Below are 25,076 nucleotides of genomic sequence, written 5' to 3'. Positions count from 1 at the left end.
TCACTCTCTACAACTTCTACTCCTGCTGATTTAGTAAAAGCATTTACGATTGGTAACAATGAATACGTAGCTAGTGCTGGCGCTTCATCGATTTTTGACCATATGATCTTTGGTAATTGTGACATATTTGTTCCTTATATTTATCAATTAAATGTAAATTGTCTAGAAGCTACATTTTAATAGCATCCACCTCAATGTAATTCTTCTACATTTTGTTGAGCCAATTTTTCTAACTGTGAAAAATTTCAGGAATTATAATCGATTTAGTAGCGTAAATTCTTCACAAAAATTGTTTTTTTTATTATCTATTTTTGTTATTTTAGTTATCAAATATTTGTTAAAAAATATTTATTTGTTGATAAAAGTGCTTAAAGTTGCTATAATCAGAGTTATGAAGAAAGAAACGTTAGATAAAAAAATAAAAATTTCAAATGCTTTAATGTTTTACTTTTATAAGTATATAGATACTGATATTAACATTGATGAACTTGCAAATGATTTTAAGATCAACAAATTTTATATGCATAAGATCTTTAAAGAAGTGTTTGGACGTAATATTTATGAAAGTATCAAGTCAATTCGTCTCCAAAAGGCTTCCAATCTTTTGTTGACAAATAAATACTCTACGATTTCAGAGATAGCCAATGAGTGTGGATACAGCTCTCAAACCTCTTTCATTCGTGCATTTAAAGAACGTTTTTCCATCACACCTAATAGCTGGAGAAAAGGTGGATATAAACAGTACTCACATAAAATCCTCTCACAATCACCAACAGCAAAAGCTTCTACAGCTAACTTTGAACTCATACAGCCTCAAATTGTGAAAATTCCACAGCAGACCGGATATTATATCCGTCATAGAGGATATGGATACGACCAATCAAAACAAACATGGCAAAAAATTCAAACCTGGATTTATCAGAATGAGCTAAAGGATTATAAAGAGATGTCGCTTTTTCATGATAACCCTACAATCACACCCTTAGAGGAGTGTCACTATGTGGCATGTGTAGTACCCAGTGATGAAAATGAGGTAAAAGATCAACGTCTGCCAAAGTTCAATATCTCAGGTGGGGTCTATGCCAAGTTTGATCTGGAAGGGAAGAGAGGAGACTTGCTAAAATTCATTCACTGGGTCTATCATGAGTGGCTACCAAAAAGTGAATATCAAACTACAACGAAACCACCTTATGCGATCTATCATAAAAACCATTATCTTAATGAAGATCAAGAGTTTTCTATCAGCTTTTACTTATCGATAAGGTTGTAAGTACAACTATGACAACCTTTTAAAGTCGTCTTTACTCTTTTGAATGTAACAATACCTGTGCATCAAGAACGATACACTTTCCACCATATTTGTCTATAAAAGCTCTGATCTTCTCTATCATTTTGTTAAACTTCACAGAGGCTTGTCTAAAAGAGAGAAACTCTTCTTTTAGATTTTGCATATTTGCAATGTTTCTTGAATGAGTGATATATAGATTATATTTGAGTTATTATAACAAGTATGGGAGTTTTGTATGTATCCCCACAAAAGTTGTGGGAATGAGAAATAAGGAAGTACTCAGAAATTAGTCGAGCGCTTGGTCGTCATCTTTGAATTTCTGGAAGTATTTACTAACAATTGTTCCAGTTGGCATATTGTCAATCTTTGAGAAGATAACATAACTAATGACAGCGTGGATAAGTAGAACAATAATCAGTCCTTCAAAGATACCAACTTTAAACACCAAGCCGGCACAGACCATTGCCAGCAGTACCGCATAAGGTCCAAATGCTGCAATATGTAACAAGCCTAAGAACATTTTGATACCAACAAATGACATAATGATTGCCAATGCAAAGTAAGGTAAATAATGTAAATATTGAGAGTTAAATACAAAGAATGTAATAAGAATACCGATTACCAATACCGATAGTTTTGTATACGCACCTGCAAGACGGTTTGTAGATGACTTTGCCAAACCATCAAGGTTTGTCATACCACCAAAGAAACTGGCACCCATATTTGATACCCAAATAGTAAATAATGAGTTATTTGAATTAGACGGACGTTGTAATGGATCGATCTTTTCAATAGCTGCATTACTCATTACTTGTTCAATAACATCAACCACAGCCAGCATCATTGAAAAGAAGATCGCATAAATCCATAAATATGCAGAATCAAAATCAGGTATAGGTAATGCAAGAGTAAAATCAACATCCTCTACTGTCAGCATCTTAACATCAACAAATATAGAAGCTACGATACCATATACAATCAAAGTAAAGTAAGGTAGGGCTGGTTTTGTATCTTTAAATTTTTTAAATAAAAGAAGAAAAATAATAGCTCCAACTACTGAAAGTGTAATGATTTGAATACGAGCATCACTCCAAAAATCTTCACCAGCTGCCATACCGACAGGTAACATCCAAAGGAAAGGTAAAAATTTAAGAGCAATTTTTAAACCGATACCAGCCAATAAGCCTTCAACTAAGTAAGATGGAACAGCCATTAAAAGATAGCGTTGCCAGTTAAATTTCCATATCACTGCTTGAAATGCTGCCGTCATAAAAACAATAAAGGCCATGTTTTGCATGCCGAAGGTCGCAACCCCCATCGCAAGAATTGGAGCTAAACCAGCTGCAATTCCAGGAGCCCCTATAAAGTTACCTGGACGAAACATAGCAAATATGAATGCTATGAAGGAAGCAAAAGCAACTGTTGCCAGTCCTACTTGAATTGGATAATCTGACATCATGGCAATACCAATAGATAATGGGATTGCCATGGTTGCGGTAATGACACCAGCTTGGAGATCACGACTAGCATATTTTGCAACAAATGCGGCAGAACCGTGATCAACGTTCTGGTTTTCCTTAGTATTTATATTTTCCATGTTTTAGTACACCTTTATAATGTTATTTTTATCTTTCAGTCAAAAACTCCGACACTAAATATCGAAGTAAAGTAGAGAATAGTAACGTATTACTAAGTATAATATCCAATATAATAAGATAAATTTTATCCTATTTAAATTATTTGATACAATACTACACATTTAATATCAAATAAATAAGACATCACTACTGCATATTTACATATAAAGGGTGGACTAATTGAGATGGCATCTGTATGATTACTTTATAAAAGAAGCTAATCTAATTGATAGAAAATTTATGGAGTTAAAATAAAAGAGAAGTATTAAACTATTTACTAACAGTATCATTTAAATAAAGTGCAAGTTTCGATACTTACACTCTCTCTAAATAGATTTAGCAACTGCCGCTACACCCGGGGCTCTCTGCATTACCACCAGCAAAATACTTCCCATCAAAACTCACCAATGAATAGTTTCTTTCACTACCAAGTGACTCTTTCAGGCCTTCAATAGAAAGGAACCCTAGAGAATCAGCACCCATTTTATCTGCGATCTCTTCTGGCGTAAATTTTGTAGAGATCAACTCTTCTTTTGTTGGCGTATCAATACCATAGCGACATGGATATTTTATCTCTGGTGCAGCAATACGCATATGTACTTCTTTTGCACCTGCTTCCTTAAGCATACGTACGATCTGTTTAGAAGTCGTACCACGTACAAGTGAATCATCAATGATGGCTACTCTTTTACCCTCTATAAGATGTTTGATTGGAGAGAGCTTCAATTTTACTTTAAGATCACGGATCTCCTGTGTTGGTTCAATAAAGGTACGTCCAACATAGTGATTACGTACAATACCCATCTCAAAAGGTACGCCTAATCCATCTGCATACCCTTTAGCAGCAGCCACACCAGAATCTGGTACAGGTAACACAAGGTCTACCTCCGCAGGTGTCTCTTTTGCCAGTCTTTTCCCCATTTCTAAACGCATTTTATACACATTTTTACCATCTATAATAGAGTCCGGTCTCGCAAAATAAATATATTCAAAAGCACATGGGTGATAATCTTGCTCAAACACTTTTTCTGACAGAGGTTCTTTTCCTTCTTCAAAAATAAGCATCTCTCCAGGTTCTACATCACGTATAAACTCTGCCCCTACCAGATCAAAAGCACATGTCTCAGAAGCTACGATATATCCACCGTCTTTAAGCTTACCAAGACTGAGAGGACGGATACCAAAACGGTCTCTGATTACAAACATTTTAGAACGACTTTGGATCGCCAAACAGTACGCTCCTTCTATCTTTGTTAGCATATCTTTAATACGATCAACCAAAGAATCTTTTTGAGACTTTGCTATAAGATGAATAATATTTTCAGTATCCATATCTGTTTGAAAAATAGCACCTTTGTCTATCAATTCGTTTCTTACTTCATGTTTATTGATAAGATTACCATTGTGTACGACGGATATCTCTCCAAGTTTATACTTGGCAAATACAGGTTGGGCATCTCCCGCAGATTCACTCCCTGCTGTTGAATAACGGTTATGCCCCACAGCACATCCACCATCCAATTTATCGAGAGTTGCTTGTGAAAAAACATCTGCCACCATACCACGCTTTTTATACATTGCTATACGTTCACCATTTGCTACAGAAATACCTGTAGCTTCTTGTCCACGATGTTGCATGGAAAAGAGCGAATAATACGCTACTGTGGAAGCTTTTTTTGCACCGAATACACCTACTATTGCACACATATTAAATTCCTAAACAATCATTTATAGAGTAAAGACCACTCTTTTGATTTACGATCCATGTCGCTGCACGAATAGCACCTTTTGAAAATGTCTCTCTACTGGTAGCTGTATGGTTCAATTCCAGGAATTCACCATCATTGTAAAATCCAACCGTATGCCGGCCGACAATGTCACCACCACGAAGAGCCATTACTGCGATCTCATCTTTACTTCTTGCACCGATCTGACCATCTCTCCCAGACACACGTACAGCATCAAGATCCAACCCTCTACCTTTTGCTGCAAACTCACCCAATGTTAATGCTGTACCGCTTGGAGCATCCACTTTATGTCTATGATGCTGTTCTACGATCTCAATGTCAAAATCTACCAGTGTCGCTGCAACTTGCTCAACCAATTGTTTAAGTAGTGCTATCCCTGCTGACATGTTTGAAGCATAGAGAACCGGCATCTCTTTTGAAGCTTCCGTGAGAAGGTTTTGCTGGTGTTCAGTAAATCCTGTTGTTGCTATCACAAGTGCTGTAGGGTTTTTTAATGCCTCTTCACAAAGTTCTTGCGTTGCAACAGGTGCTGAAAAGTCTATCACTACATCACATGCTTCAAGAAGTGCTTTCATACTATTGGTGATCAACACATTAGAAGGCACATCTATTTTGAGTTCATCAAATACATGCAATGCACTAAGTTCTAATGCCTCATTTTCTAAAACATTTTTAATAAGGTGTTCACCCATTCTACCCGTACTACCTACGATACCCACTTTTGCCATTTATTAATCCTTACGCTTGTTCTTGAATATATGAAATTACTTGCAGTGCGGCAATTGCACCATCACCTGCTGCTGAAACTACCTGCTTTGGTGCTTCTATACGTATATCTCCCGCTGCAAAAAGCCCCTCTACTGATGTTTTCATACTTAGATCTACGATCACCTGTCCCCAGTCATTCATTTTACAGATAAAATCACCATTTTCATCTTGAAGTACAGCATTATTCACATTGTGTCCGACAAAAACAAAAAGACCGGGATTATCCATCTGTGTGATCACCCCTTCTTTGTTTTTAAGCTTTACCCCGCTCACACCCATTGCATCTCCGATGACCTCTTCTATCACGGTGTCTGTGACAAGATGTATATTTTCTTTTCTTTTTACTCTGTCAACTGTTGAAGGTGCTGCTCTAAAGGTATCTCTTCTATGCACCACATAGACATCTGAACAGATATTTGAAAGATAGTATGCTTCTTCCAGTGCCGTGTCTCCACCACCAAGTACGGTAACAGGCTTGTCCTTATAGAAAAACCCGTCACAAGTTGCACATGTACTCACACCTTTCCCAAAGTATTCATCTTCACCTTTGAAACCTGCTCTTTTAGGTGTACTTCCTGTACAAACGATCACTGTCATCGCTTCTACTGTTTCTCCACCTTCAAGTGTTACCGTAAAATAGTCACCTGTTTTAGCCACACGCTCCACTTTTTTCATCTCATGCTTTAAACCAAAATGAAAACACTGGTTTTGCCATGTATCCATAAAGTCCATACCTGTTTTATCATGCTCGAAAAATCCAGGATAGTTTTCTATCTCAGAACTATTCGTGATCTGTCCACCGGGCATACCCATTTCGAATAGTGTAACATTTTTAAGTCCACCACGTGTAGTATATAACCCTGCTGTAAGCCCCGCAGGACCTCCACCGATAATCGCACAATCCAACATCTATGATTCCTTCACAAAAGTAAAATACTTAAACAAATAATATTTATTATACAATGAAAATACTTGGTTAAGAATTTTAGGAGATTTTATCTAAATATAGATATGAAAGAAGTATTAAAAAGAGGGGACCCCCCCTCTTAAGTGTTTAACTTACAGTATTGCGTTGAGTTTTGAAGCAAATGCATCTTTAGAAGCTGCACCTACCATTTGGTCTACCATTTCACCGTCTTTGAAGAAAAGGATCGCGGGGATAGATCTAATACCATATTTTACTGCGATATCTTGTTCCTCATCTGTGTTTACTTTACAGATTTTCGCTTTACCGTCAAAATCTTCTGCAAGCTCTTCGATAACTGGAGCGATCATTCTACAAGGTCCACACCATGGAGCCCAAAAGTCTACCATTGTTACACCTTCAGCGATAGTCGCATCAAAGTTTTCATTTGTTAAGTCAATATATTTTGCCATATTTATTCCTTTGTATTTAATAAAAATAGTATAACCTAATTTCTTATAAAAACTATTGTTATAGCTTATGTTTTTTTAAATTATTCATATTTTTATCTTAATTGTATACATTTAGGACAAAAATGCTCTTAATTATATTTTTTCTAACTTTATTTCTGGATACTCTGAAGAACGTGTACCCTCTATGGCATTAGTTCGTTCACCTTTTACGGTATAGACAAATGATATTTTAGCTTTATCTGTTCTGTTTTCATTTGCCCTATGCAACAATAAAGAATGGAAGATGATCACATCACCTTTTTTGAGTGCAGTAGATACTTTTTGTGCTATAAGTACAGCATTTTCACTCGTATCTTCTCTAAAATACTCTTTCTCATCAAACTGTTCAGGCTTAAATTCTATCAGATGACTTCCCGGTATAAATTCAAGTACTCCATTCTCACTGTACTCATCATCTAAAGCCAACCACACACTTACAAGATTATCATTAGAATAACGCCAATATCTTTTATCTTGATGCCAAGCTGTAGCATGACTAAAATAAGGCATTTTAGTCATGATAGAGTTGTGATGTGCTGTTGTTATCACAACTTTGTCCTCTAATATCTGTTGTAAGATGGGACGAATTTTTGGCTCTTCCATCCACTCTCTAAAAAGAATATCTCGATCATACACCTGTCGTAATCTACGTACAACCATATTTTTTTCACCAGATCCGCTTGTATAATCCGTCACATCTGTACGATACTCTTTAGATCTCTCATCATATCCTATCTCTGTCTCAATAGGTTCTATTTTGTGCTCCAAATGTGCTTTGGCTACATCCAAAATGGCATCACATCTCTCTTGAGGTAAAAAATCTCTTAAGACAATAAAACCATTTCGATAAAATTGTTGAAGCTGCTCACTGGAGAGTCTCATAACTGTGCCTTTAATGTATCATTGAGCAGATTATAGCGTAACATTCTCTATAAATTCTACTTCATCATAGCGAATGATAAGAGCATCAATACTAAATGCCGTATCTATGTTTTTTGTTTTCATATAGTAGTGTGCAGAGTTGATAATTTTTCGAAGTTTGGAAGGTGTTACATTATAGACAGGATCAAAGTCTGTTTTACCACTTTTCACTTCTATAAAATGTAATACATCATCACGATTGGCAATAATGTCTATCTCACCAAGTTTACGTGCAAAGTAATTTCGCTCGACAATCAGAAACCCCTCTTGTTCTAAAAAACGTGTGGCCAAGGTTTCGCTCTGGTTACCGAACTTTTTAGGGTCTTCTTTTGTCATTTTTTATAAACCTTATCACTTTCTCAACTGTGTTGCTCCAAACTTGAGGTCACAATTTTCGACATCTAGTTTGCAACACCTTCTTTATAATTCAGTATATAACAAAAGAAAAATGTAAAAGTAAAGTATGTCATATTGACAGTTTTTCACCAAATAGAAAACCTCATAAAGTTATATATTTTATAAGGTTTCCAAAATTTGACATTTTACTGACATTTTTATTTTAGAATATTATCATTAGTAATTTAGACAAAAGGGAAAAGAATGAAAAAGTCAACAAGTTTACTGTTAGCAGGATTAACAGTTTTAGGATTAAGTGGATTCACTTCGTGTGAGAGTAATGACCCCGCAGGAGATTCAGTTCTGCTTAGTGAATTGGCGAACGGATATAAAGTTACGGGTACTGGAACATTGGGTGGGTCTTCTGATGATATTGCTAGTATAACATTCTGTAATGGGAACACTGATTTTGATTATGGCATCTATAATTCTGGAGGTGTGTTTGTTGTAGAGGGCAATATACTTTATTTTGGCGAGTATGACGAAGATATGAATACTGCTGATTTTGAAACTCCAGGTAGATTGGAAGTAGGAGTAGGATATGCTGTTTCAAATTATCTAGAAGATGTTTGGACGGTTACAGGCATTGAGCAAGTCGAGTGTGTTTCTGACAGATAATAGTTACATCATATCTTTAGAAGATGGGTATTCTCCCATCTTGTATCTTCTTAAAATCTATAATCCACCAAACTTCAATTCTAAAACCTTATAATTTAACATATTTTATAAGGTTATTCTCTATAGCGACGTTTTCGGGCCATAAATTTGTACCTTTGAATAGAAAACCTTATAAAATGTTCTATATAGGAGGTTTTATAATGAAATTGTTAAAGAAAGTTTAATAGGAATAAAGAGGAACAGGAGAGTTTCGAAGGTCACAAAATGTGACCTTTGAAAGATGCAAAGGATCTACGCACCTACAGGAATAACATCAACCTGAATAGATTTAAATGCAGCCGTCATAATTAGCTCATCACTTTTATCACCAAAAATAAAATTCAAGTGAGAATCTGCATGATGAAATGTTGTATAAAGTGTTTTTGGACGTACTTTATCTGTAAACTTTATAGTTAGCGGGTTCGTTTGACCATATTTAGTTTTTAAAATAACCTTCTCACTTGGAAAATCCGCTACATCATCTTCATGCACAAGTAAGATATCTTGCGTATGTTTTTTCATCAACTTCTCAGTGTACTTTGTTTGTGCAGAGTTATTATAGTGAGCCATAATTCTTCCTGTTGTTAGATAGTAACCAGTAAGCTTGTTATTTAGAATCTCTTCTACCATTCCAAAAGGTTTGTATCCATGGTATCTAAATGCACCGATACCATCTTTTGTTCTAAAGTCTTTTCTATGAAGTACTGGAGTACCATTTCCATCTTCAGTAATTGGCCATGAAATCCCCTGTTTTTCATTTGCTCGAAGCACTTCATATGAAGCACCGGTAAATCTATTTGTAGCCGTTTTTCGCACGTCTTCCCAGATATCTTCTGAGGTCTCAAAGCCGTAACCGCCACCCATCTTCTCATCAAGCTGCTTTAGGACTTCCCAGTCATCAGGTAGATCAGATTTTACTAAAGGAGTAGAGAGGTGTACTTTTCTCATAGCATTGATGTAGATTCCCGTTTTTTCATAAGCCGATTTAACACCTACTACGATATCTGCACGCTCTGCGATATCTGTCATAAACAGTTCTTGCACAAAAATAAGTTCTAAGTTATCAAATGCTTTAACAAGCTTGTTAATGTTTGGATGAATATGTGTAAGATCTTCGCCAATATTTAAAACACCTTTGATGGTTCCTTCAAGCATACCTTCAACCAACTGTGGTGTCATAAGTCCAACCTCTTTTGGAGCACTGTAATCTGGTGCATAGTATGGCAGCATACCCATATCACAAGCACCTTGAACATTAGTCTGACCACGTAGTGGCATAACACCAGCGCCATCTTTACCAATGTTTCCTGTCATAAGTGCAAGGTGTACTATCGCCATTACAGCGTATGAACCATCAACATGTTCTGTTATTCCAAGTCCCCAAATGATGAGAGATTTTTTCGTTGCATATTCACGAGCGATCTCTGGAAGCATATCAGCCAAATACTCATACCCCTCAACTTCTCTAAAAAATTCAGGATTCGCATATGGGTCATTTAAAATGTTCTCTTTAAAGTGTTCAAAGTTTTTCGTTCTATTTTTGATAAAATCTTTATGATACAACTCTTCAGTGATAATCGTATAAGCCATCATATTTAAAACAAGTAAGTTTGCTTCATGTGGAGTCACTGCTTTGTACTTTGAAAACTTATGAAGCCCAATCTCACGTACATCAAAACATGCGATACCTGTACCATTTTGAGCAGCTTTTATCATACGGTTACCAACGATCGGGTGTGCCTCAGTAGTATTTGAACCCATTACGATCATAAACTCTGTTTTATAGATATCATCAAACGGATTACTTGCAGCACCCTCACCAATAGTAAGTCTCATCCCTTTAAGTGAAGGTGAGTGACAAACTCTTGCACAGTTATCAACGTGTGGAGAGTTGAGTGTGTGGCGTGTAAACTTTTGAAAGTAGTAAGCTGACTCACATGAAGTTCTAGCCCCACCAAGTGAACATACTGATTTTTCACCATGTTTAGCTTGAATCTCTTTTAACTTCATAACCCCTGCAGTTGTAGCAGAGTCTAAATCAGTCTCATACCATGTATCATCTAAATCAGTTAAAGTACCTGCTATAGCCTCTTTTATTTGAGGATTTTTTTCTAAGAAGCTTTTACGAATTCGGGGTGATTTGATTCTCTCTTTTGAGTCAACAAAATCGTAACCATGAGTTCCTTTAATACAGAGCTTTCCTTCTGATGTAGCACCATCAGGGTGTGCAAATATTTTTTTAATTTTATTTTCTTTTGTATCAACATGTGCGGCAATATCGCAGCCAACACCACAATATGCACAAACGCTGTCTATTACTTCATAATCGTTATCAACTTTTTTTGTCATTTTTTACCCTTCTGCACTTAAATAGGAGTTGTTTTATCCTATTTATAATTAAAATAATGTTTCTTTAAGTAAGTGTTGTTACTATCTTCAAAATTATATCAAAAGGATATACAATGTTTACAATGAATGTAGAAAATAAATGTGCTTACTTCAACAATATGCAATGTTTCAACTCAGATATAATACCTGCAATTCAAAATCAAGGAATATTCAATGACTACAAACGTTAAAAATCGCTGGTTCATGGCTCTGGCTGCCATGGCAATTCACATATGTATAGGTTCTGTCTATGCATGGAGTGTCTATGTAAACCCTATACAATCGACAATGAACTGGACACTGACAGATGTAACCATCACATTTTCTGTCGCTATCTTCTTTTTGGGTCTCTCGGCTGCTCTCATGGGTAAGTTTGTAGAGAGTAAAGGACCTAGGGCTGCTGCGACACTTGCAGCTGTTCTGTTTGGACTGGGAACTATAGGTTCTGGAGTAGCTATCTACATGGAATCTAAAATACTTCTTTACCTTACTTACGGTGTTTTAGGTGGAACTGGTCTTGGTATAGGGTACATTTCTCCTGTATCTATGCTTGTTAAATGGTTCCCGGATAGACGTGGTATGGCAACAGGACTTGCCATCATGGGCTTTGGTTTTGCCTCTGCCATTTCAGGGCCTGCTATTAAAGTACTTATAGATGACGTAGGTGTATCATCAACATTTTATATCCTAGGTTCTATCTATTTCATCATTATGTTTACCGCAGCACAATATCTTGCTAATCCTCCAGAAGGGTATATGCCAGAACGCTTCAGCAATGCGATTGCTTCAGGCAAAAAGAAAATCAAAGAGGACCTGGTAAACATTACACGTGATGAAGCCGTGAAGACTGCTAGATTTTATGGGCTTTGGATTATGCTATTTATCAACGTAACCTGCGGTATTGCCATTATTTCTGTAGCTTCTCCACTCTTACAAGAAGTGATTGGAATCTCTGCCTTAGCCGCAGCCTCAGCAGTTGGACTTATGGGTATATTCAATGGTGCAGGTAGAATTATCTGGGCAAGTGTTTCTGACTACCTTACCAGACCTGTTGTATTTATCATTTTCTTTATCACACAGATCATTGCGTTTTATATGCTTACAACAGTAACAAGTGTACTATTATTTACTATTTTAGTTTACTATATCATGACCTGTTACGGTGGAGCATTTGCTTCTGTTCCAGCCTACATAGGTGATATTTTTGGTACAAAAGAGCTTGGTGCTATTCATGGGTATATTCTAACTGCATGGGCTTTAGCCGGTCTTGTTGGACCTATCATCATCGCCTACGTTAAAGACACAACGGGTAGCTACTCAGGTACACTTTATGTATTTGTCGGTCTTTTCATCGTTGCTCTTATTACCTCTATACTCATGCTTGCAAACATCAAAAAGATCAAAACTAAGCAAGCACAGGCTTAGTTTACCGCTACATAAATAACCTCCATTTGGCTAAATAAGAGTAAAATTATCTTATTTAGCCAAAAATAAAGTTATTATTAATCTAACTCTGTTATTATCAATCGAAATTACAACTAAAGGATTAAAATGTCAACTATAAATATAGCTCAAGAATGTGGATGCTTCAAAAGAAGTGAATTAGAAAACAATGTTACGTTTGATAACAAAGATGATGCGATGATGAAAGCACAAGGTATGGTAAACCATATGAATGAAAAATTCTGTGGTAAACATGGATTTGAACTTAGTGAAAGTGGTGATAACTTTAGCATCGCTATGAAAGCACCTCAAGCAGCTGCTTCAAGTGGATGCTGTGGTGGTGGACACTGTTCATAAGAACAATGTCTTCCCATTAATCAGACGCTAGTCTGTCTTTGTCGTGGTGAACGCCCGTGAAAGCGAAGCAATTCGAGAGCCACGACGATTTTTTGCTTCTTTTTTCTAAAAAAAGAAAGAGAGGAACAACGCCACAATTAGCATATGGGGCAATATGTAAAACTAAACAAAAACCTCAAACGATTATTTAAAATTCCCAAACACCAACGGTGCTTTCAGATCCAAAGTCTTCACTTCAGCCATAACAGCCTGAAGATCATCTATCTTTTTACCAGATACACGTACCTCATCACCTTGTATAGACGGCGTGACTTTAATCTTCATATCTTTGATTGCTTTAACGATCTTTTTCGCTTCATCTTTATCGATCGTATCGACAATACGGTAGATCACTTTTGTGTTACCGCCAGATATACCTTCGGTTTTCACCTCTTCAAGTGACTTCCCTGCAATACCTCTTTTAATCAGTTTAGAGATCAATATATCTTTTAGTGCATCTATCTTAGAATCCGTAGAAGAACTAAGGCTCAAAGTCTTAGCAGCCTCATTGAGATTAATCTCAGCTACTAACCCTTTAAAATCAAAACGTGTAGCAACCTCTTTTTCAGCCATAACGACCGCATTTTTAAGCTCCATCATGTCCAGTTTAGCTGTTATATCAAAATAGTGATCTTTTGCCATGTCAACTCCTTTTACTTCTCGATCCTCATCATGGCTATTTTACCATGAACCACATCAAGTTTGCTCAATGCAGTAATAGCATCTTGCATTTTACTCTCTTTACACGTATGTGTTGTAAAGAGTAATTTGGCTATCTCATCGTTTGTCGTAGGTTTTTGAAGCATCGCTTCTATAGAGATATCAAATTTACCTAGTGTAGATGAGATCGCTGCCAATACACCACTTTGATCATCTACTTCCAGTCTGAGGTAGTATTGAGTCACAATGTCTTCTTTAGGCAAAAGTTTAAGTCCGCTCTCTAAACCTTTTTTATACCCAAGCATAGGTCCCTGATTTCCACGCACGATATCTACGATATCTGCTATCACTGCTGAGGCAGTAGCATCACCACCTGCCCCAGGTCCATAGTACATTGTTTCGCCTACACGGTCACCTACCACAGTAACAGCATTCATCACACCATCCACTTTGGCTATCATAGATTCTTGAGGTATCATTGTGGCATGCACTCTGAGCTCCACACCCTGATCTACTTTTTTGGCAATACCAAGAAGTTTGATCTCATAGCCAAATTCTTTTGCAAAAGAGACATCTGTTTGCGTGATATTTTCTATACCTTCTATGAGAATATCTTCAGGTCTTGCATCCAAACCATAGGCGATACTAGCTAAAATAAGTAACTTATGGGAAGCATCAAATCCACCCACATCAAACGTCGGATCCGCTTCTGCATACCCTAATTCTTGAGACTCTTTAAGGATCTCATCATACTGTGCACCTTCATTGATCATCTTGGTAAGCATATAGTTACATGTACCATTCATAATACCTTGAATGGATTCTATGTGGTTGGCAGAGAGTCCATTACGTAAAGCACCAATAATAGGTATCCCGCCAGCAGTACTTGCTTCATACATCAAAGGAATATCACCGGCTATCTCTTGTAATTCATAACGATGGTATGCAAGAAGTGCTTTGTTTGCTGTCACAACTGCCTTGCCATTCTCAAGTGCTTTTTTCACAAGGGCATACGGTTCTTCAACCCCACCCATCAATTCTACCACAATGTCTATCTCAGGATCATTGACCACATCTAAAGGGTTATCACTAAGCTTAATGCTTACGCCTCTATCTTTGGAGAGATTCTTCACCACACCTGATTTAACAACAATTTTTTTCCCGGCCCGTGCTTCGATAATGTCACTATTTTCTTCTAGAATATTTGCTACACTCGCACCAACTGTTCCAACCCCTAAAATACCTATTTTAATCATACTATTTTTTCGCCTCTTCAAGGTCTTTAAGGAATTTTTTAATGTTACGTGCTGCCTGTCTGATACGATTTTCATTTTCTATCAGCGCGATACGTACATATTCATCACCATATTTACCAAACCCTATACCAGGGCTTACAGCAACTTCTGCATGAAGAAGAAGCTGTTTTGCAAATTCTAAAGAACCCATCTCTCTTGCAATCTCAGGGATTTTTGCCCAGATAAACATAGAAGCATTCGGTTTAGCTAACGGCCAACCCGCATTAGTAAAAGCTTCTATCATTACATCACGTCTTTTTTGATAACGAGGGATGATCTGCTCATCAGGAATATAACTATGTTCATCCAATGCCACGGTAGCAGCAACTTGAATAGGTGTAAACATCCCGTAATCTAACCAAGACTTAATACTTTGAAGTGCACCGATAAGCTTTTTATTCCCTACGATAAAACCTACTCTCCAACCAGCCATGTTGTAAGATTTTGAAAGTGTATAAGATTCAACTGCCACATCTTTAGCCCCTTCTACACTCATAATTGACGGTGTAACATATCCATCAAATGCGATATCAGCATATGCTATATCTGAAATGATATAAAAGCGTTTTCTCTTTGCAAGCGCTACAAGTCTCTCATAAAACTCTGGTGTTACTGTCGCCGTACTAGGATTATGCGGAAAATTGACTATCAAAAACTTCGCTTTTGGAATAGAATTGTCCAAATGTTCTTCTACATCAGCTAAAAATCTATCTTCATCTACTTCAAATGTATCTTCATCAAAGATAAGCTGCATCTTCTCAACATTAGCGCCGGCTAAGATAAATGCCTGGGAATGGATAGGATAGGTAGGGTCTGGGACAATAGCAACATCACCGGGATTAGAAATGGCTTGTACAAGGTGTACATATCCCTCTTTACTTCCCATCGTAGCAACGATTTCAGTATCTGGGTCCAAGTCCGCATTATACTTGCGTTTATACCATTTGCTCATCGCCAGTCTAAGTTTATAGATCCCCTTACTTGCACTGTAACCATGTGTTTTTGGTTTCTGTGCAGTTTCACATAGTTTATCGATGATCGGTTGTGGCGTAGAAGCATCAGGATTCCCCATAGAAAAATCTATGATATCTACTCCTTTTCTTCTTAATTCCATTTTAAGTTCATTGATCTCTGCAAAAAGATACTTAGGTAACCGGTTTATTTTCTCAAATTGAATTTCATCAAACATGCTTTTCTCGCTTTAAAAATTTTTTCATTTTTTTCTATCCATCCTGTACTAAAATTGACTTACAGGCTCAACGGAAACATTCACTTCATTCTCAAGAGATCCACTGATTTGTGTACTCTCTTGAACAACAACATCTTCTACTACTGTATTTGTATTCATATCATTGATCACTACATTAGCAATACTTAGGTCTTCTACCGTGATCTCTTTTTTTGTCTCGTTATTCTCTATCAAAGTAGTTTCTATCATTTGCTCATCCATAAAAGGAATAAGTACACTTAAATGTTTTTTATCAAACTGTGTAAAAAAATACCAAGAAGCATACCCCAAAAGAGCCAATACAATCACTAAAAATAGCTTGGATTTTACCTTTTTATCTTCTTCCATAGGTTCCCCTACACTAAAGGCTTGATCTTCAATATGCTCAGAGTAATAGGCTAATGCTTCTTCTCTTAATCCACTTAGATCTGCCTTATACTCTCGTTCCAAAATCGAGATAAAACCTAAAGTTTTGATCTTTTTCAGGGCATCAAAATTTGCAGCCAAAAGATTTTCAAGATTATCTTCAGATATCTTTGTCTTTTGACTGATTCCCTTTATCGTGTTTTCTTCAAGTATCTCATTTAATTGCATAACCCATCCTATGTATTAAAATCGCTGCAGCTGCACTTACATTCAGTGAATCAAATGAATGCTTCATCTCTATCGAAACTTTATGATCCAATTTAGCTATCACTTTTTTGGAGAGTCCTTTACCTTCACTTCCTAATACAAGGACTCTTTTTCTGTCAAATATCATATCTTGTACATTTTCCCCATCCATAGAAGCACCATAAAAGGCATATCCAAGTTGCTGGAGCTCATTAAATGTATCAAGAATATTTGATGCTATCATAAAAGGCATATCCAACATCGCACCAGAACTCGTACGTGCTACGGCAGCAAAATTAAGCTGTTTCACTCCCGCAGCGATGATGGCATCTGCACCAAGGGCATATGCCGATCGTACAATGGCTCCGATATTTCCTACATCAGTCAAACCATCAAGTACCACGATAAAATCATTCTTCTTGATCTCTGACAGAGAACTCTGTTCAAACTCCTCCATCTCTACAAGTAAGCCTTGGTGATTTCCACCTTTACTCATAGACTGAGCCCACTTCTCTTCTAAGAACTTGATATTATCATGATATTTGTGAAATAGATCATTAGGGAGTATCCCTTTCTTAGCAACATAAACAGTTTTTATTTTCTCTGAATGCTGCTCTAGGGCATGTAAACAGACTTGTTTCCCATATATAATCATAGAGATGATTCTACCTTTTTTCCATAGTTAATAATAGAGTGATTTTACCTTTTTTTTGCTTTTACAGTGTTAAGTAGATTGTGTGAGTTCACTATACCATTCTTTAACGCTCTTATCACTAAGATGAGCAAGAAGTTTTGCTTTAGGCTTAGGGGGTAGATCCAAGCCTAAAACTTCAGTGAAAGTAAGACTTTTTTCTATACTTTTTTGGGCTTTTATAATCACTACCCACTCACCGCGTATGGTCAGTTCTTTGAACTCTTCATTGAGTGACTTAACCGTACCACGGTAGTATCTTTGGTACTTTTTACTGATCTCTTTTGCCAAAAAAAGTTCTCTTTCTTCATCCAAGATCAGGATTTCATTTAAAAGCTTGTCCAAACGATGAGGCGCTTCATAAAGTACAGTATTATAGCCATTACTCATCGCTTCACTCAGCGCAGTACTTCTCTCTTTGCCTTTATGCGGTAAAAACGCGTAAAACAGGAACTTCCCTTCTTCAAAACCACTCGCAGCATACGCAGTTGTCACTGCAGATGCTCCAGGAAGTACATCGTACGGTATACCTTGTTCTTGCGCATACTGTACAAGTATCTGACCGGGATCAGATATCACAGGCATCCCCGCGTCACTGACATACACCACTTTTTTCTCTTCTAAGATACAACCGAACTCTTTAAGTCTCTCTTCGCCATTATGTTCATTAAAAGAGTAAAATTCTGCATTAGGATACGCCATATCAAACCGCTCTTCTAGTAAACGTAAAAGCCGTTTGGTCTGACGTGTGTCTTCACATAAAAAGAGTTCTGCTTTTTCAAAAAGCTTCATAGCTCTGATCGTAATATCTTGTGGATTTCCAATAGGTGTAGGGATAAATGTTAACATAATAAATACTTTAATGTTTGAAGAGAATAAGTGATTGCCCGATGTTAAAGCAAACTTAGCATAAATGCAAGCATAGAGAGCGATGCCCTCTATGTCATTAGGATTAACCTAATTTATATTTGTTTTTAAACTTCTCTACTCTACCAGCAGCATCAAGAATTTTCTCAGAACCTGTAAAGAATGGGTGACATTCATTACAAATATCAATACTCATATCTGCTTTTTCTGTTCTGATCTCAAACTTGTTTCCACAAGCACATGTAACGTTACACTCAACGTAATCTGGGTGAATTTCTTTTCTCATTTTCTAACCTTTTAGTTTTTTTTAGTGACAGGTAACTAGCCTGTTCTAGTCAATGACTCTTCCTTTTTCTGAAAAAAGGGGTATTGCAACGCTCTTCTGGCGAGACAATATAGGGCGAAATTATATCTAAATAATTTTAAAAAATTATAAAATGTAGCATAGCTGTCCGCTATGCTACGCTCTACCAATCCTCATCATCATCTGCAAATGCTCTCTCCGCTTCTCTTTCGTAGGCTTCATCTTTCTTTTTTTGCAGCTGTGCATCGGTTAAAACCGCTTCATGTAAAAACTCACCAAAGAATGTTTTAGGCTCTGAATTCGCTATAAAGAGGTATGTTCCTACAACCAACCCTATCATGGTCAGTGCAGCGATCACTTTTTGTACCGGGTTGAACATCTGTATAGGCTCTTTTGTACGTACTTCACATATACCTCCGGGACAATGTACCGGATCCAGTTTAGTGAAAACTTTGTAAAATTTACAGCCTACACATATGGAAAAAGCACTTTCTAAAAATGTAAATAGAAGACAAAGTACACAGATCAAAACTTTATAAAAAGTGATATCCCAGTGTATAACAAACCACCAGACCATAGGGAGGGATATAAACCAGCCCATCGTCCATGCAAAACGTTTTTGCAATCCGCTTACATATTCCGGTTTCTGGTTTTGTACGAAAAATTTTCCCAAAAGTAAAGACGGAGCATAGTTCGGACTTATGACTCTTGCCGTAAAATCAAGAAATAAAAATGCCAGATAGACTCTTGCTACTATAGTATGGTTAAAACCTATACCAACAAAGATGACGATCATTCCCAGCATTCCGAGTATTCCTGCTGCAGCTCTTGCCTCTCTTTCGTTGACGACTCTAACATCGTATCCGGGGACTTTTGCCCCGTATTCCCATAAAAAACTCTGTAAGTTCAAAAAATTTCCTTTATTTAAATATCTTATCGGATTTTACTGTGCGTTGTTTATGTTTACCTTAGTGTAAAACATACCTGTGCCGGATTCATAGCAGTATTTTTGCAGCTGCCGCACACACAGCACTTTCACTTTTGAGTACCAAAGGGGTATCAAGCCCTATTACTTTTTCAGATGCAAAAAGCGCTACCTCATCCTCGGTCATTCCTCCTTCGCATCCGACCACGATCGTGTCGACACTGATCTGCGATGAAAGTGTATGTTCTGAAAAATTCAGAATATAACTTTGAGGATTTGCATCGATAAACACTTCAAGGCTCTCAGCCGTCTCCAACTGCATCATTACACTTCGTCCGGACTGCTGAGAAGAGTTCAGCAGTATCTTTTCCCAACGTTTAAAATCCAATTTAAAACTTTTTTGGGAACGCTTACAGTAGATAAAAGTAATTTTTTCTACACCCATTTCATTAAGAGAAGGCAGTACTTTTTCGATGCTTTTAGGGTCTATGACACACCAACCTATATGCAGTGGTACTTTTGCTTTAATCTCAAGTGTTTGACTCTCTTGAAGTTCCAGCATAACGGAGTGTTTGTCTATGTAGGTAATAAGATAACGATGAAGGAGTCCATCTTCAAGGTTACGAAGATACAGGCTATCATCTACTTTATGTCTTCGTACTTTAAAAATGTAACGATGCTCGTCTCCGAGTAATGTAAGCTGAGGCTGGCCTGCCTCTTTATGATAAAGATATAACATGACTATATCGTTACTACACCTTTAGCTTTAAGTATCATCAGTATGACCATGATCACAACAAGCAATATCTGTACTGAAGATATCTTCAAAAATGCACCTTTGAGCAACTTATGAGCATCTTCATTTTGTAAATTGGCTATTTTGATAAGCTTATACTTCTTAATCTCTATATACATCAACACAGCCCAAACCACTACCATGATAATAGTCGTCACTGACCAACCAAGATCACCCGCGAAAACAGCCACTATACCTGCAAATGCTATCATTGTAGCAATCGCTTGAAATATCATCGTATAGATAAAACTTGCTTTTCGAAATCCCAATGGATTTTTTGCTGTCATCATAGGTATAAATAATCCTCCGACCAAAAAGCCTAAAAAGACTTTCACTAAAACACTATGTGCTGCCAACATCTCTTCTATCATATGAATTTCCTGTAATTTTTGTTTGTTTAAAAGTGGATTATACCCTATTTTGTTATAATCACCCTAACTTAATTTTAAAGGTCTAAAATGCCTGTTTCTATCACTCAAGCGCTTGATATAATATATAAAACCAGCTCCGTAGTAAGCTCTGAGATACTACCTATAGAGATGGCCTTGGGACGTGTAATGAGTGAAGACTCCATCGCTACATTTGATCTGCCACGTTTTGACAACTCTGCTATGGATGGATATGCTGTTAAATGTTCAGATGCAAACAGTACAGTGGAATGTACAGATGTTATCTATGCCGGAGATGATCCGAAGATGACACTTCAAGCGACAAAAGCCATTAAGATCATGACAGGTGCCCCTATTCCAAAGGGTTGTGAAGCAGTCATACCCATAGAGAATGTGACTGTGAATGACACACAGGTCACCCTGCCCGAAGAGATCAAAAAAGATGGGCATATAAGACATGCGGGTGAAGACATCAAGCGAGGTGCTGTCTACCTGCATAAAGGAGAGAAAGTTACGGCATACGCCATTGCATTGCTTGCCAGCCAAGGCGTAACACATCTACGGGTGACACGTAAAATCAAAGTTGCTGTATTTGGTACAGGAGATGAACTGCGTCCACACTTTGAAAAAATAACCCCACATCAACTCTACAATTCAAATACACCTATGTTCCTAGCCCGTGCCAAAGAACTAGGCTGTGAAGTACAATATATAGGTAGCTCTGGTGATACAATGGAGTCTTTGTCCTCTGCTATAAAATCTGCCCTCAACGCAGATATTATCATCACATCCGGTGGTATCAGTATGGGAGATAAAGACTTTACAAAAGAGGCTTTTACAAACTTAGGTATGACCCTGCACTTTGACAAAGTAGATATCAAACCGGGAAAACCTACAGCTTTTGGTACCATAGGAGAAACCGTTGTCATCAACCTGCCTGGAAATCCTCTTGCATCTATGGTGAATTATGAAATTTTTGTACGTGCGGCTATACGTAAAATGTCTGGTATGAATGCCTATTATCATCATACGATATCCACGCAGATGAAAGAAGACTTCACATTAAGAGAAGGTAAACATACCGTACGTCTAGGTACATTTGACGGATATACATTTATGCCGTTCAAGAAACAACTTCCCGGGATGATCTCACCTTTGGAGCAAGCCAATGCTATGCTCATTACAACACCGGACATAGCAATCCTTGAAAAAGGTAAAATGGTGAAAATATTACCGATAAATTGGGAATTGACTGCCTCTGAAAAAGAAGATTTTTTTACGCGTTGATTTAGGCAAGAGGGACTTTTTTATCCCTCTACATTTTTTTATAGCTGTGAAAGATACTCAGCTACTGCTTCAATCTCTGCATCAGACATAGATGCTGCTTGACCCTTCATGAGCATACCCATACCCACTACATTTTTTGTACCTGCTTTGTACGCATTCATTGAATCGATAATCGCTGCTTTGTCTTGCCCAGCAATGACTGATGATTTTCCAAGTGCTTTTGTCTTACCATCTGCACCATGACACCCTACACATTTAGCATACGCTTCTGGTGCTACAGGTGCGGCAGTTGAAGAGGCTGGCATTACCGATGCTACTGCATTTGTTGCTGCTTCTGTTAATTCCACTGTTTTTTCTTTAACTGCAGCAGCTGCATCAACTGCTTTAACTTCCGCTGCTACTTTTGCTGCTTTTGTTTTTTCTGCCGCTGTTGCTGCAATTTTTTCAGCTTCTATTTTAGCTGCTTCAGCTATCTCTGCGGCCTTGATCTTCGCTGCTTCTACTGCACTTACAGTATCTTTTTTAATCGCTTCTACTACTGCCGTTTTATTCACTTCAGCGGCTACTTTTTTTGTTTCTTCTCCACATGCTGTAAACAACACAGTTGCTGCTACAAGAGAAAATAATGTTATTTTTTTCATGATCTATCCTTTATATGACTAAGCTGCTGGTTTTGCTGCTTCTGGTGGACAAGTTCCTGGTGCAGGCTTTGCTGTTTCTGCCTGTGTTGCAGGAACCGCTGCTTCTGACGGTTTTGCCTGTGCTGCCTGCTTTGCTGCTTCTGCTGGGTTTACTTGTGTTGCAGGAGCTGCAGGCTTTGCTGCTTCAGCTGGCTTTGCTGGCTCAGCAGGAGTGGCAGGTTTTGCTGGAGCTACACATTCTGCTGGCTTTGGTTTTTTTGGTGATACTAATGGTGCTGCATTTTTTTCAGCTTCTATTTTCACTGTTTCAGCTTTTTCTACTGCCTTTGTCTCTTCTGCATATGCAGTAGAGAACATCGTTACTACTGCAAGCGAAAGAATTGTCATTTTCTTCATGAGTCTATCCTTTTTGTTTTAATACTTCTATTATAACTAAAAATAAAGAACCTAAACTTTTTTAGGATTTGTAATCAAAGTATGCTTTAGAAGTTTATCCCAAAGTTTTGTATCACTCCATTCACTTTGTACCTGAGGTGAAAATACAATATCTTCAAGTTTTATCATACCCATCTGTTCACTATGAGCATCTTCTTTAAAGCCTTGTGCATAGCCCGTGTCAGTCTCATGTACGATAATACTGTGAAGCGTTACTTCTCTCTCTCCATTTTGCATAACTGTACATGCCAAAACACGTTCTACCATAAGATAGATCACACGGGAAAACTGTTCTGCCGAAGGAGAAACAGGAAGCTCTACCCATCTGTTACTATAGGTTTTCATAGCTTCTAAATAATTTGTATCATCTTTTGACCAAAGAGTGATCGCATGATCAAAAGAGTCTATAAGTTCCTTGATATACAGTTTAGTCAATCCAAAGTCGTATACCATTTGTCCGTCATCAAGATAGTTTGATTCCAAAAGTACTTCAATTTTATAAGAGTGTCCATGGATATTTTCACTGCAGCGTTGCGTCGTACAGTCACGTACAATGTGTGCATTTTCAAATTTAAAAAGTTTTCTGATTAACATGTTTCTTCCTCAACTAGGAGTATATTGACCTGATTTTAACCAAGCTAACTAAAATTTAGTTTATACGCCCTGTGTGGTATCAAAAACGCGTATATGTAGTCTATCGCTATAATTGAAATTATGTTTCATACAAAATTCAAAAACAGATTTGTCATTTTTCCAGATCGTATCTCTGCTTTCACCTACTGGCATACAATATACAGGAAGTTCGGGTAAGAGTTCTCTTATCGCCTCTATCTCATCGAGCGCTGAAGTTACTACCAAATGTGCATCAATGGTAAACTTCAAAAAAGCCTCTTTAGCATGATCACGTATAGATTGAAGTGCCTGAGGAACGATACGTTTCTCTTCAGGTTCACCTGAATTCGCCAACTTTAATGAGAGTGCAAAGATACAAGACTTGTAGGCCGGATACTTTTCAAAATCTATCTCTATGGTTCCATTGGTTTCAAAAGTTATCTCAAGCCCTTCTGAAACCAACCACCCAATCACTGCATAAAATACATTATCACTATGATACATTAAAGGCTCACCACCCGTAATGACCATATGTGGTTTATACCCTATCATGCTAAACTCATTTCTAAGTTTGTCGATCAATGTTTTACTGTCCTCAACTTTTGTCCATGATTTTGCATATACACTGTCTACAGCGAAATAGGTATCACAACCGTAACGCACTTCGCCATCTACTTCATAAGTTGCACCAAAACCTGGGCAGTTTAGGTTACACCCCCCTGTACGTAAAAAATAGGAGGGAACACCAGCATATTTACCTTCACCCTGGATAGAAAAAAATTGTTCAGTAAGGTAAAACATCAGCCACCAGTTTCATAAAAAGCACGTGTTGAAATTTCTTTTTCTTCACTCGGGTTATATTCACTCCAACGATTCTCTTTTGGTTTGTCTTTGAGAACTTGAGCCAAGACATCTGCCGCACCTTGAATGTCACCCTTTTTTACTGACTCTGCAATACTCATCGCTTCATCAAAATAAAGACATGGGATAAGATTACCTTCTGCAGTAAGACGTATACGGTTACAGTTTTCACAAAAATCATGTTTATGAGGGTCTATAAGTCCAAACTCCGTACCATCTTCAAGAGCATAGTTAAAAGATGGACTGGCACCTTCTCTTCCTAAGGCATGTATCCTATGTCCCTCTTTTACTTTTTCAAGTATCTCTTTACCGTGCATACCTTTGAGTGCCTGGTCTGCATGTCTATTTTCCATATACTCTATAAAACGCACTTTGATATTACGCTCTTTACAGTATGCCAAAATGTCTAAAATCT

Annotated in this window: 29 protein-coding genes and 1 pseudogene; 5 read left to right on the top strand and 25 right to left on the bottom strand. The window is 37.4% G+C overall.

Translation table 11 applies throughout. From position 1 onward, the window contains the following. Positions 1-125 (bottom strand): NADP-dependent isocitrate dehydrogenase (locus ABZC96_RS01635; RefSeq protein ID WP_373028615.1); only part of this gene is annotated, 125 nt, incomplete at its 3' end. A gap of 266 nt (positions 126-391) precedes the next feature. On the opposite strand from ABZC96_RS01635, the gene ABZC96_RS01630 reads away from it, so the two are divergent. Continuing rightward, positions 392-1,270, top strand: coding sequence for a GyrI-like domain-containing protein (locus ABZC96_RS01630; protein ID WP_373028614.1), 879 nt, complete (start codon positions 392-394; stop codon positions 1,268-1,270). A 31-nt stretch (positions 1,271-1,301) separates the two neighbouring features. Here ABZC96_RS01630 and ABZC96_RS01625 read toward each other — a convergent pair whose 3' ends face one another. The 8 genes from ABZC96_RS01625 to ABZC96_RS01590 form a co-directional block, all read right to left on the bottom strand. Continuing rightward, entirely contained in the window at positions 1,302-1,451 is a 150-nt protein-coding gene (locus ABZC96_RS01625; protein ID WP_373028612.1) for a hypothetical protein, read from the bottom strand. 123 nt (positions 1,452-1,574) lie between these two features. After that, on the bottom strand, positions 1,575-2,885 hold the full coding sequence (locus tag ABZC96_RS01620; protein WP_373028611.1) for a SulP family inorganic anion transporter: 1,311 nt from the start codon (positions 2,883-2,885) through the stop codon (positions 1,575-1,577). Positions 2,886-3,261: 376 nt separating this feature from the next. After that, entirely contained in the window at positions 3,262-4,632 is a 1,371-nt protein-coding gene (gene purF / locus ABZC96_RS01615; protein WP_373028609.1) for an amidophosphoribosyltransferase, read from the bottom strand. A gap of 1 nt (position 4,633) precedes the next feature. Beyond that, the gene (gene dapB, locus ABZC96_RS01610; protein WP_373028607.1) at positions 4,634-5,401 is read right to left on the bottom strand and encodes a 4-hydroxy-tetrahydrodipicolinate reductase; all 768 of its coding nucleotides are present in this window, start codon (positions 5,399-5,401) and stop codon (positions 4,634-4,636) included. Positions 5,402-5,411: 10 nt separating this feature from the next. Then, entirely contained in the window at positions 5,412-6,350 is a 939-nt protein-coding gene (gene trxB, locus ABZC96_RS01605) for a thioredoxin-disulfide reductase (protein ID WP_373028605.1), read from the bottom strand. Positions 6,351-6,500: 150 nt separating this feature from the next. Further along, complete coding sequence (trxA, locus tag ABZC96_RS01600; protein WP_373028604.1) at positions 6,501-6,818, bottom strand: thioredoxin; 318 nt, start codon at positions 6,816-6,818, stop codon at positions 6,501-6,503. Positions 6,819-6,950: 132 nt separating this feature from the next. Then, positions 6,951-7,739: a phytanoyl-CoA dioxygenase family protein gene (locus ABZC96_RS01595; RefSeq protein WP_373028603.1), complete on the bottom strand. Its 789-nt coding sequence runs from the start codon at positions 7,737-7,739 to the stop codon at positions 6,951-6,953. Between the two features lie 30 nt (positions 7,740-7,769). Next, positions 7,770-8,114, bottom strand: a complete 345-nt coding sequence (locus tag ABZC96_RS01590) for a YraN family protein (RefSeq protein WP_373028602.1) — start codon at positions 8,112-8,114, stop codon at positions 7,770-7,772. Between the two features lie 264 nt (positions 8,115-8,378). On the opposite strand from ABZC96_RS01590, the gene ABZC96_RS01585 reads away from it, so the two are divergent. Beyond that, positions 8,379-8,792: a hypothetical protein gene (locus ABZC96_RS01585; protein ID WP_373028600.1), complete on the top strand. Its 414-nt coding sequence runs from the start codon at positions 8,379-8,381 to the stop codon at positions 8,790-8,792. A 291-nt stretch (positions 8,793-9,083) separates the two neighbouring features. Here the strand turns inward: ABZC96_RS01585 and ABZC96_RS01580 are convergent, their stop codons facing one another. Further along, positions 9,084-11,180 (bottom strand): molybdopterin oxidoreductase family protein, encoded by a 2,097-nt coding sequence (locus tag ABZC96_RS01580; RefSeq protein ID WP_373028598.1) that lies wholly within the window; start codon positions 11,178-11,180, stop codon positions 9,084-9,086. A gap of 213 nt (positions 11,181-11,393) precedes the next feature. Between ABZC96_RS01580 and ABZC96_RS01575 the strand changes: the two genes are divergently transcribed. Beyond that, on the top strand, positions 11,394-12,644 hold the full coding sequence (locus ABZC96_RS01575) for an OFA family MFS transporter (protein WP_373028597.1): 1,251 nt from the start codon (positions 11,394-11,396) through the stop codon (positions 12,642-12,644). A gap of 126 nt (positions 12,645-12,770) precedes the next feature. Beyond that, positions 12,771-13,019, top strand: a complete 249-nt coding sequence (locus tag ABZC96_RS01570) for a hypothetical protein (protein WP_373028596.1) — start codon at positions 12,771-12,773, stop codon at positions 13,017-13,019. A 183-nt stretch (positions 13,020-13,202) separates the two neighbouring features. Here the strand turns inward: ABZC96_RS01570 and ABZC96_RS01565 are convergent, their stop codons facing one another. The 10 genes from ABZC96_RS01565 to ABZC96_RS01520 form a co-directional block, all read right to left on the bottom strand. Then, entirely contained in the window at positions 13,203-13,700 is a 498-nt protein-coding gene (locus ABZC96_RS01565; RefSeq protein WP_373028594.1) for a YajQ family cyclic di-GMP-binding protein, read from the bottom strand. Positions 13,701-13,711: 11 nt separating this feature from the next. Beyond that, the gene (locus ABZC96_RS01560; RefSeq protein ID WP_373028593.1) at positions 13,712-14,974 is read right to left on the bottom strand and encodes a homoserine dehydrogenase; all 1,263 of its coding nucleotides are present in this window, start codon (positions 14,972-14,974) and stop codon (positions 13,712-13,714) included. A gap of 1 nt (position 14,975) precedes the next feature. Beyond that, positions 14,976-16,202: an LL-diaminopimelate aminotransferase gene (locus tag ABZC96_RS01555; protein ID WP_373028592.1), complete on the bottom strand. Its 1,227-nt coding sequence runs from the start codon at positions 16,200-16,202 to the stop codon at positions 14,976-14,978. A 48-nt stretch (positions 16,203-16,250) separates the two neighbouring features. Next, on the bottom strand, positions 16,251-16,835 hold the full coding sequence (locus ABZC96_RS01550) for a hypothetical protein (RefSeq protein ID WP_373028590.1): 585 nt from the start codon (positions 16,833-16,835) through the stop codon (positions 16,251-16,253). Further along, positions 16,822-17,508 carry a 23S rRNA (guanosine(2251)-2'-O)-methyltransferase RlmB gene (rlmB, locus tag ABZC96_RS01545; RefSeq protein ID WP_373028588.1) on the bottom strand — a complete coding sequence of 229 codons (687 nt, stop codon included), beginning with the start codon at positions 17,506-17,508 and terminating at the stop codon, positions 16,822-16,824. The genes ABZC96_RS01550 and rlmB overlap by 14 nt, the downstream gene beginning before the upstream one ends. Positions 17,509-17,577: 69 nt before the next feature. Beyond that, a complete protein-coding gene (rsmI, locus tag ABZC96_RS01540; protein ID WP_373028586.1) occupies positions 17,578-18,393 on the bottom strand; it encodes a 16S rRNA (cytidine(1402)-2'-O)-methyltransferase in 816 nt (271 codons plus the stop codon). Between the two features lie 103 nt (positions 18,394-18,496). Beyond that, a complete protein-coding gene (rpmE, locus tag ABZC96_RS01535) occupies positions 18,497-18,697 on the bottom strand; it encodes a 50S ribosomal protein L31 (RefSeq protein ID WP_373028584.1) in 201 nt (66 codons plus the stop codon). 181 nt (positions 18,698-18,878) lie between these two features. Next, positions 18,879-19,625, bottom strand: a complete 747-nt coding sequence (locus tag ABZC96_RS01530) for a DUF4395 domain-containing protein (RefSeq protein ID WP_373028583.1) — start codon at positions 19,623-19,625, stop codon at positions 18,879-18,881. Positions 19,626-19,710: 85 nt separating this feature from the next. Then, complete coding sequence (locus ABZC96_RS01525; protein ID WP_373028581.1) at positions 19,711-20,379, bottom strand: 16S rRNA (uracil(1498)-N(3))-methyltransferase; 669 nt, start codon at positions 20,377-20,379, stop codon at positions 19,711-19,713. Positions 20,380-20,381: 2 nt separating this feature from the next. Next, on the bottom strand, positions 20,382-20,807 hold the full coding sequence (locus ABZC96_RS01520) for a hypothetical protein (RefSeq protein ID WP_373028580.1): 426 nt from the start codon (positions 20,805-20,807) through the stop codon (positions 20,382-20,384). Positions 20,808-20,894: 87 nt separating this feature from the next. Here ABZC96_RS01520 and glp point away from each other — a divergent pair, with 87 nt between their 5' ends. Beyond that, positions 20,895-22,112 carry a gephyrin-like molybdotransferase Glp gene (glp, locus tag ABZC96_RS01515; protein WP_373028578.1) on the top strand — a complete coding sequence of 406 codons (1,218 nt, stop codon included), beginning with the start codon at positions 20,895-20,897 and terminating at the stop codon, positions 22,110-22,112. Positions 22,113-22,150: 38 nt separating this feature from the next. On the opposite strand, the gene ABZC96_RS01510 is transcribed toward glp, so the two are convergent. The 5 genes and pseudogenes from ABZC96_RS01510 to ABZC96_RS01490 form a co-directional block, all read right to left on the bottom strand. Beyond that, positions 22,151-22,753, bottom strand: coding sequence for a cytochrome c (locus tag ABZC96_RS01510; protein ID WP_373028577.1), 603 nt, complete (start codon positions 22,751-22,753; stop codon positions 22,151-22,153). Between the two features lie 18 nt (positions 22,754-22,771). Next, complete coding sequence (locus tag ABZC96_RS01505; protein ID WP_373028576.1) at positions 22,772-23,149, bottom strand: hypothetical protein; 378 nt, start codon at positions 23,147-23,149, stop codon at positions 22,772-22,774. Between the two features lie 51 nt (positions 23,150-23,200). Next, entirely contained in the window at positions 23,201-23,782 is a 582-nt protein-coding gene (locus tag ABZC96_RS01500; RefSeq protein ID WP_373028574.1) for a 6-pyruvoyl tetrahydropterin synthase family protein, read from the bottom strand. Between the two features lie 60 nt (positions 23,783-23,842). After that, complete coding sequence (locus tag ABZC96_RS01495; protein WP_373028573.1) at positions 23,843-24,601, bottom strand: 7-carboxy-7-deazaguanine synthase QueE; 759 nt, start codon at positions 24,599-24,601, stop codon at positions 23,843-23,845. Next, positions 24,601-25,076: pseudogene (locus tag ABZC96_RS01490) on the bottom strand (GTP 3',8-cyclase MoaA); the annotation flags it as partial. The pseudogene ABZC96_RS01490 and the gene ABZC96_RS01495, both read right to left, overlap by 1 nt.

It is taken from the genome of Sulfurovum sp. (assembly GCF_041551015.1).
GTDB lineage: Bacteria > Campylobacterota > Campylobacteria > Campylobacterales > Sulfurovaceae > Sulfurovum.
This window is presented reverse-complemented; position numbering and strand designations above follow the sequence as displayed.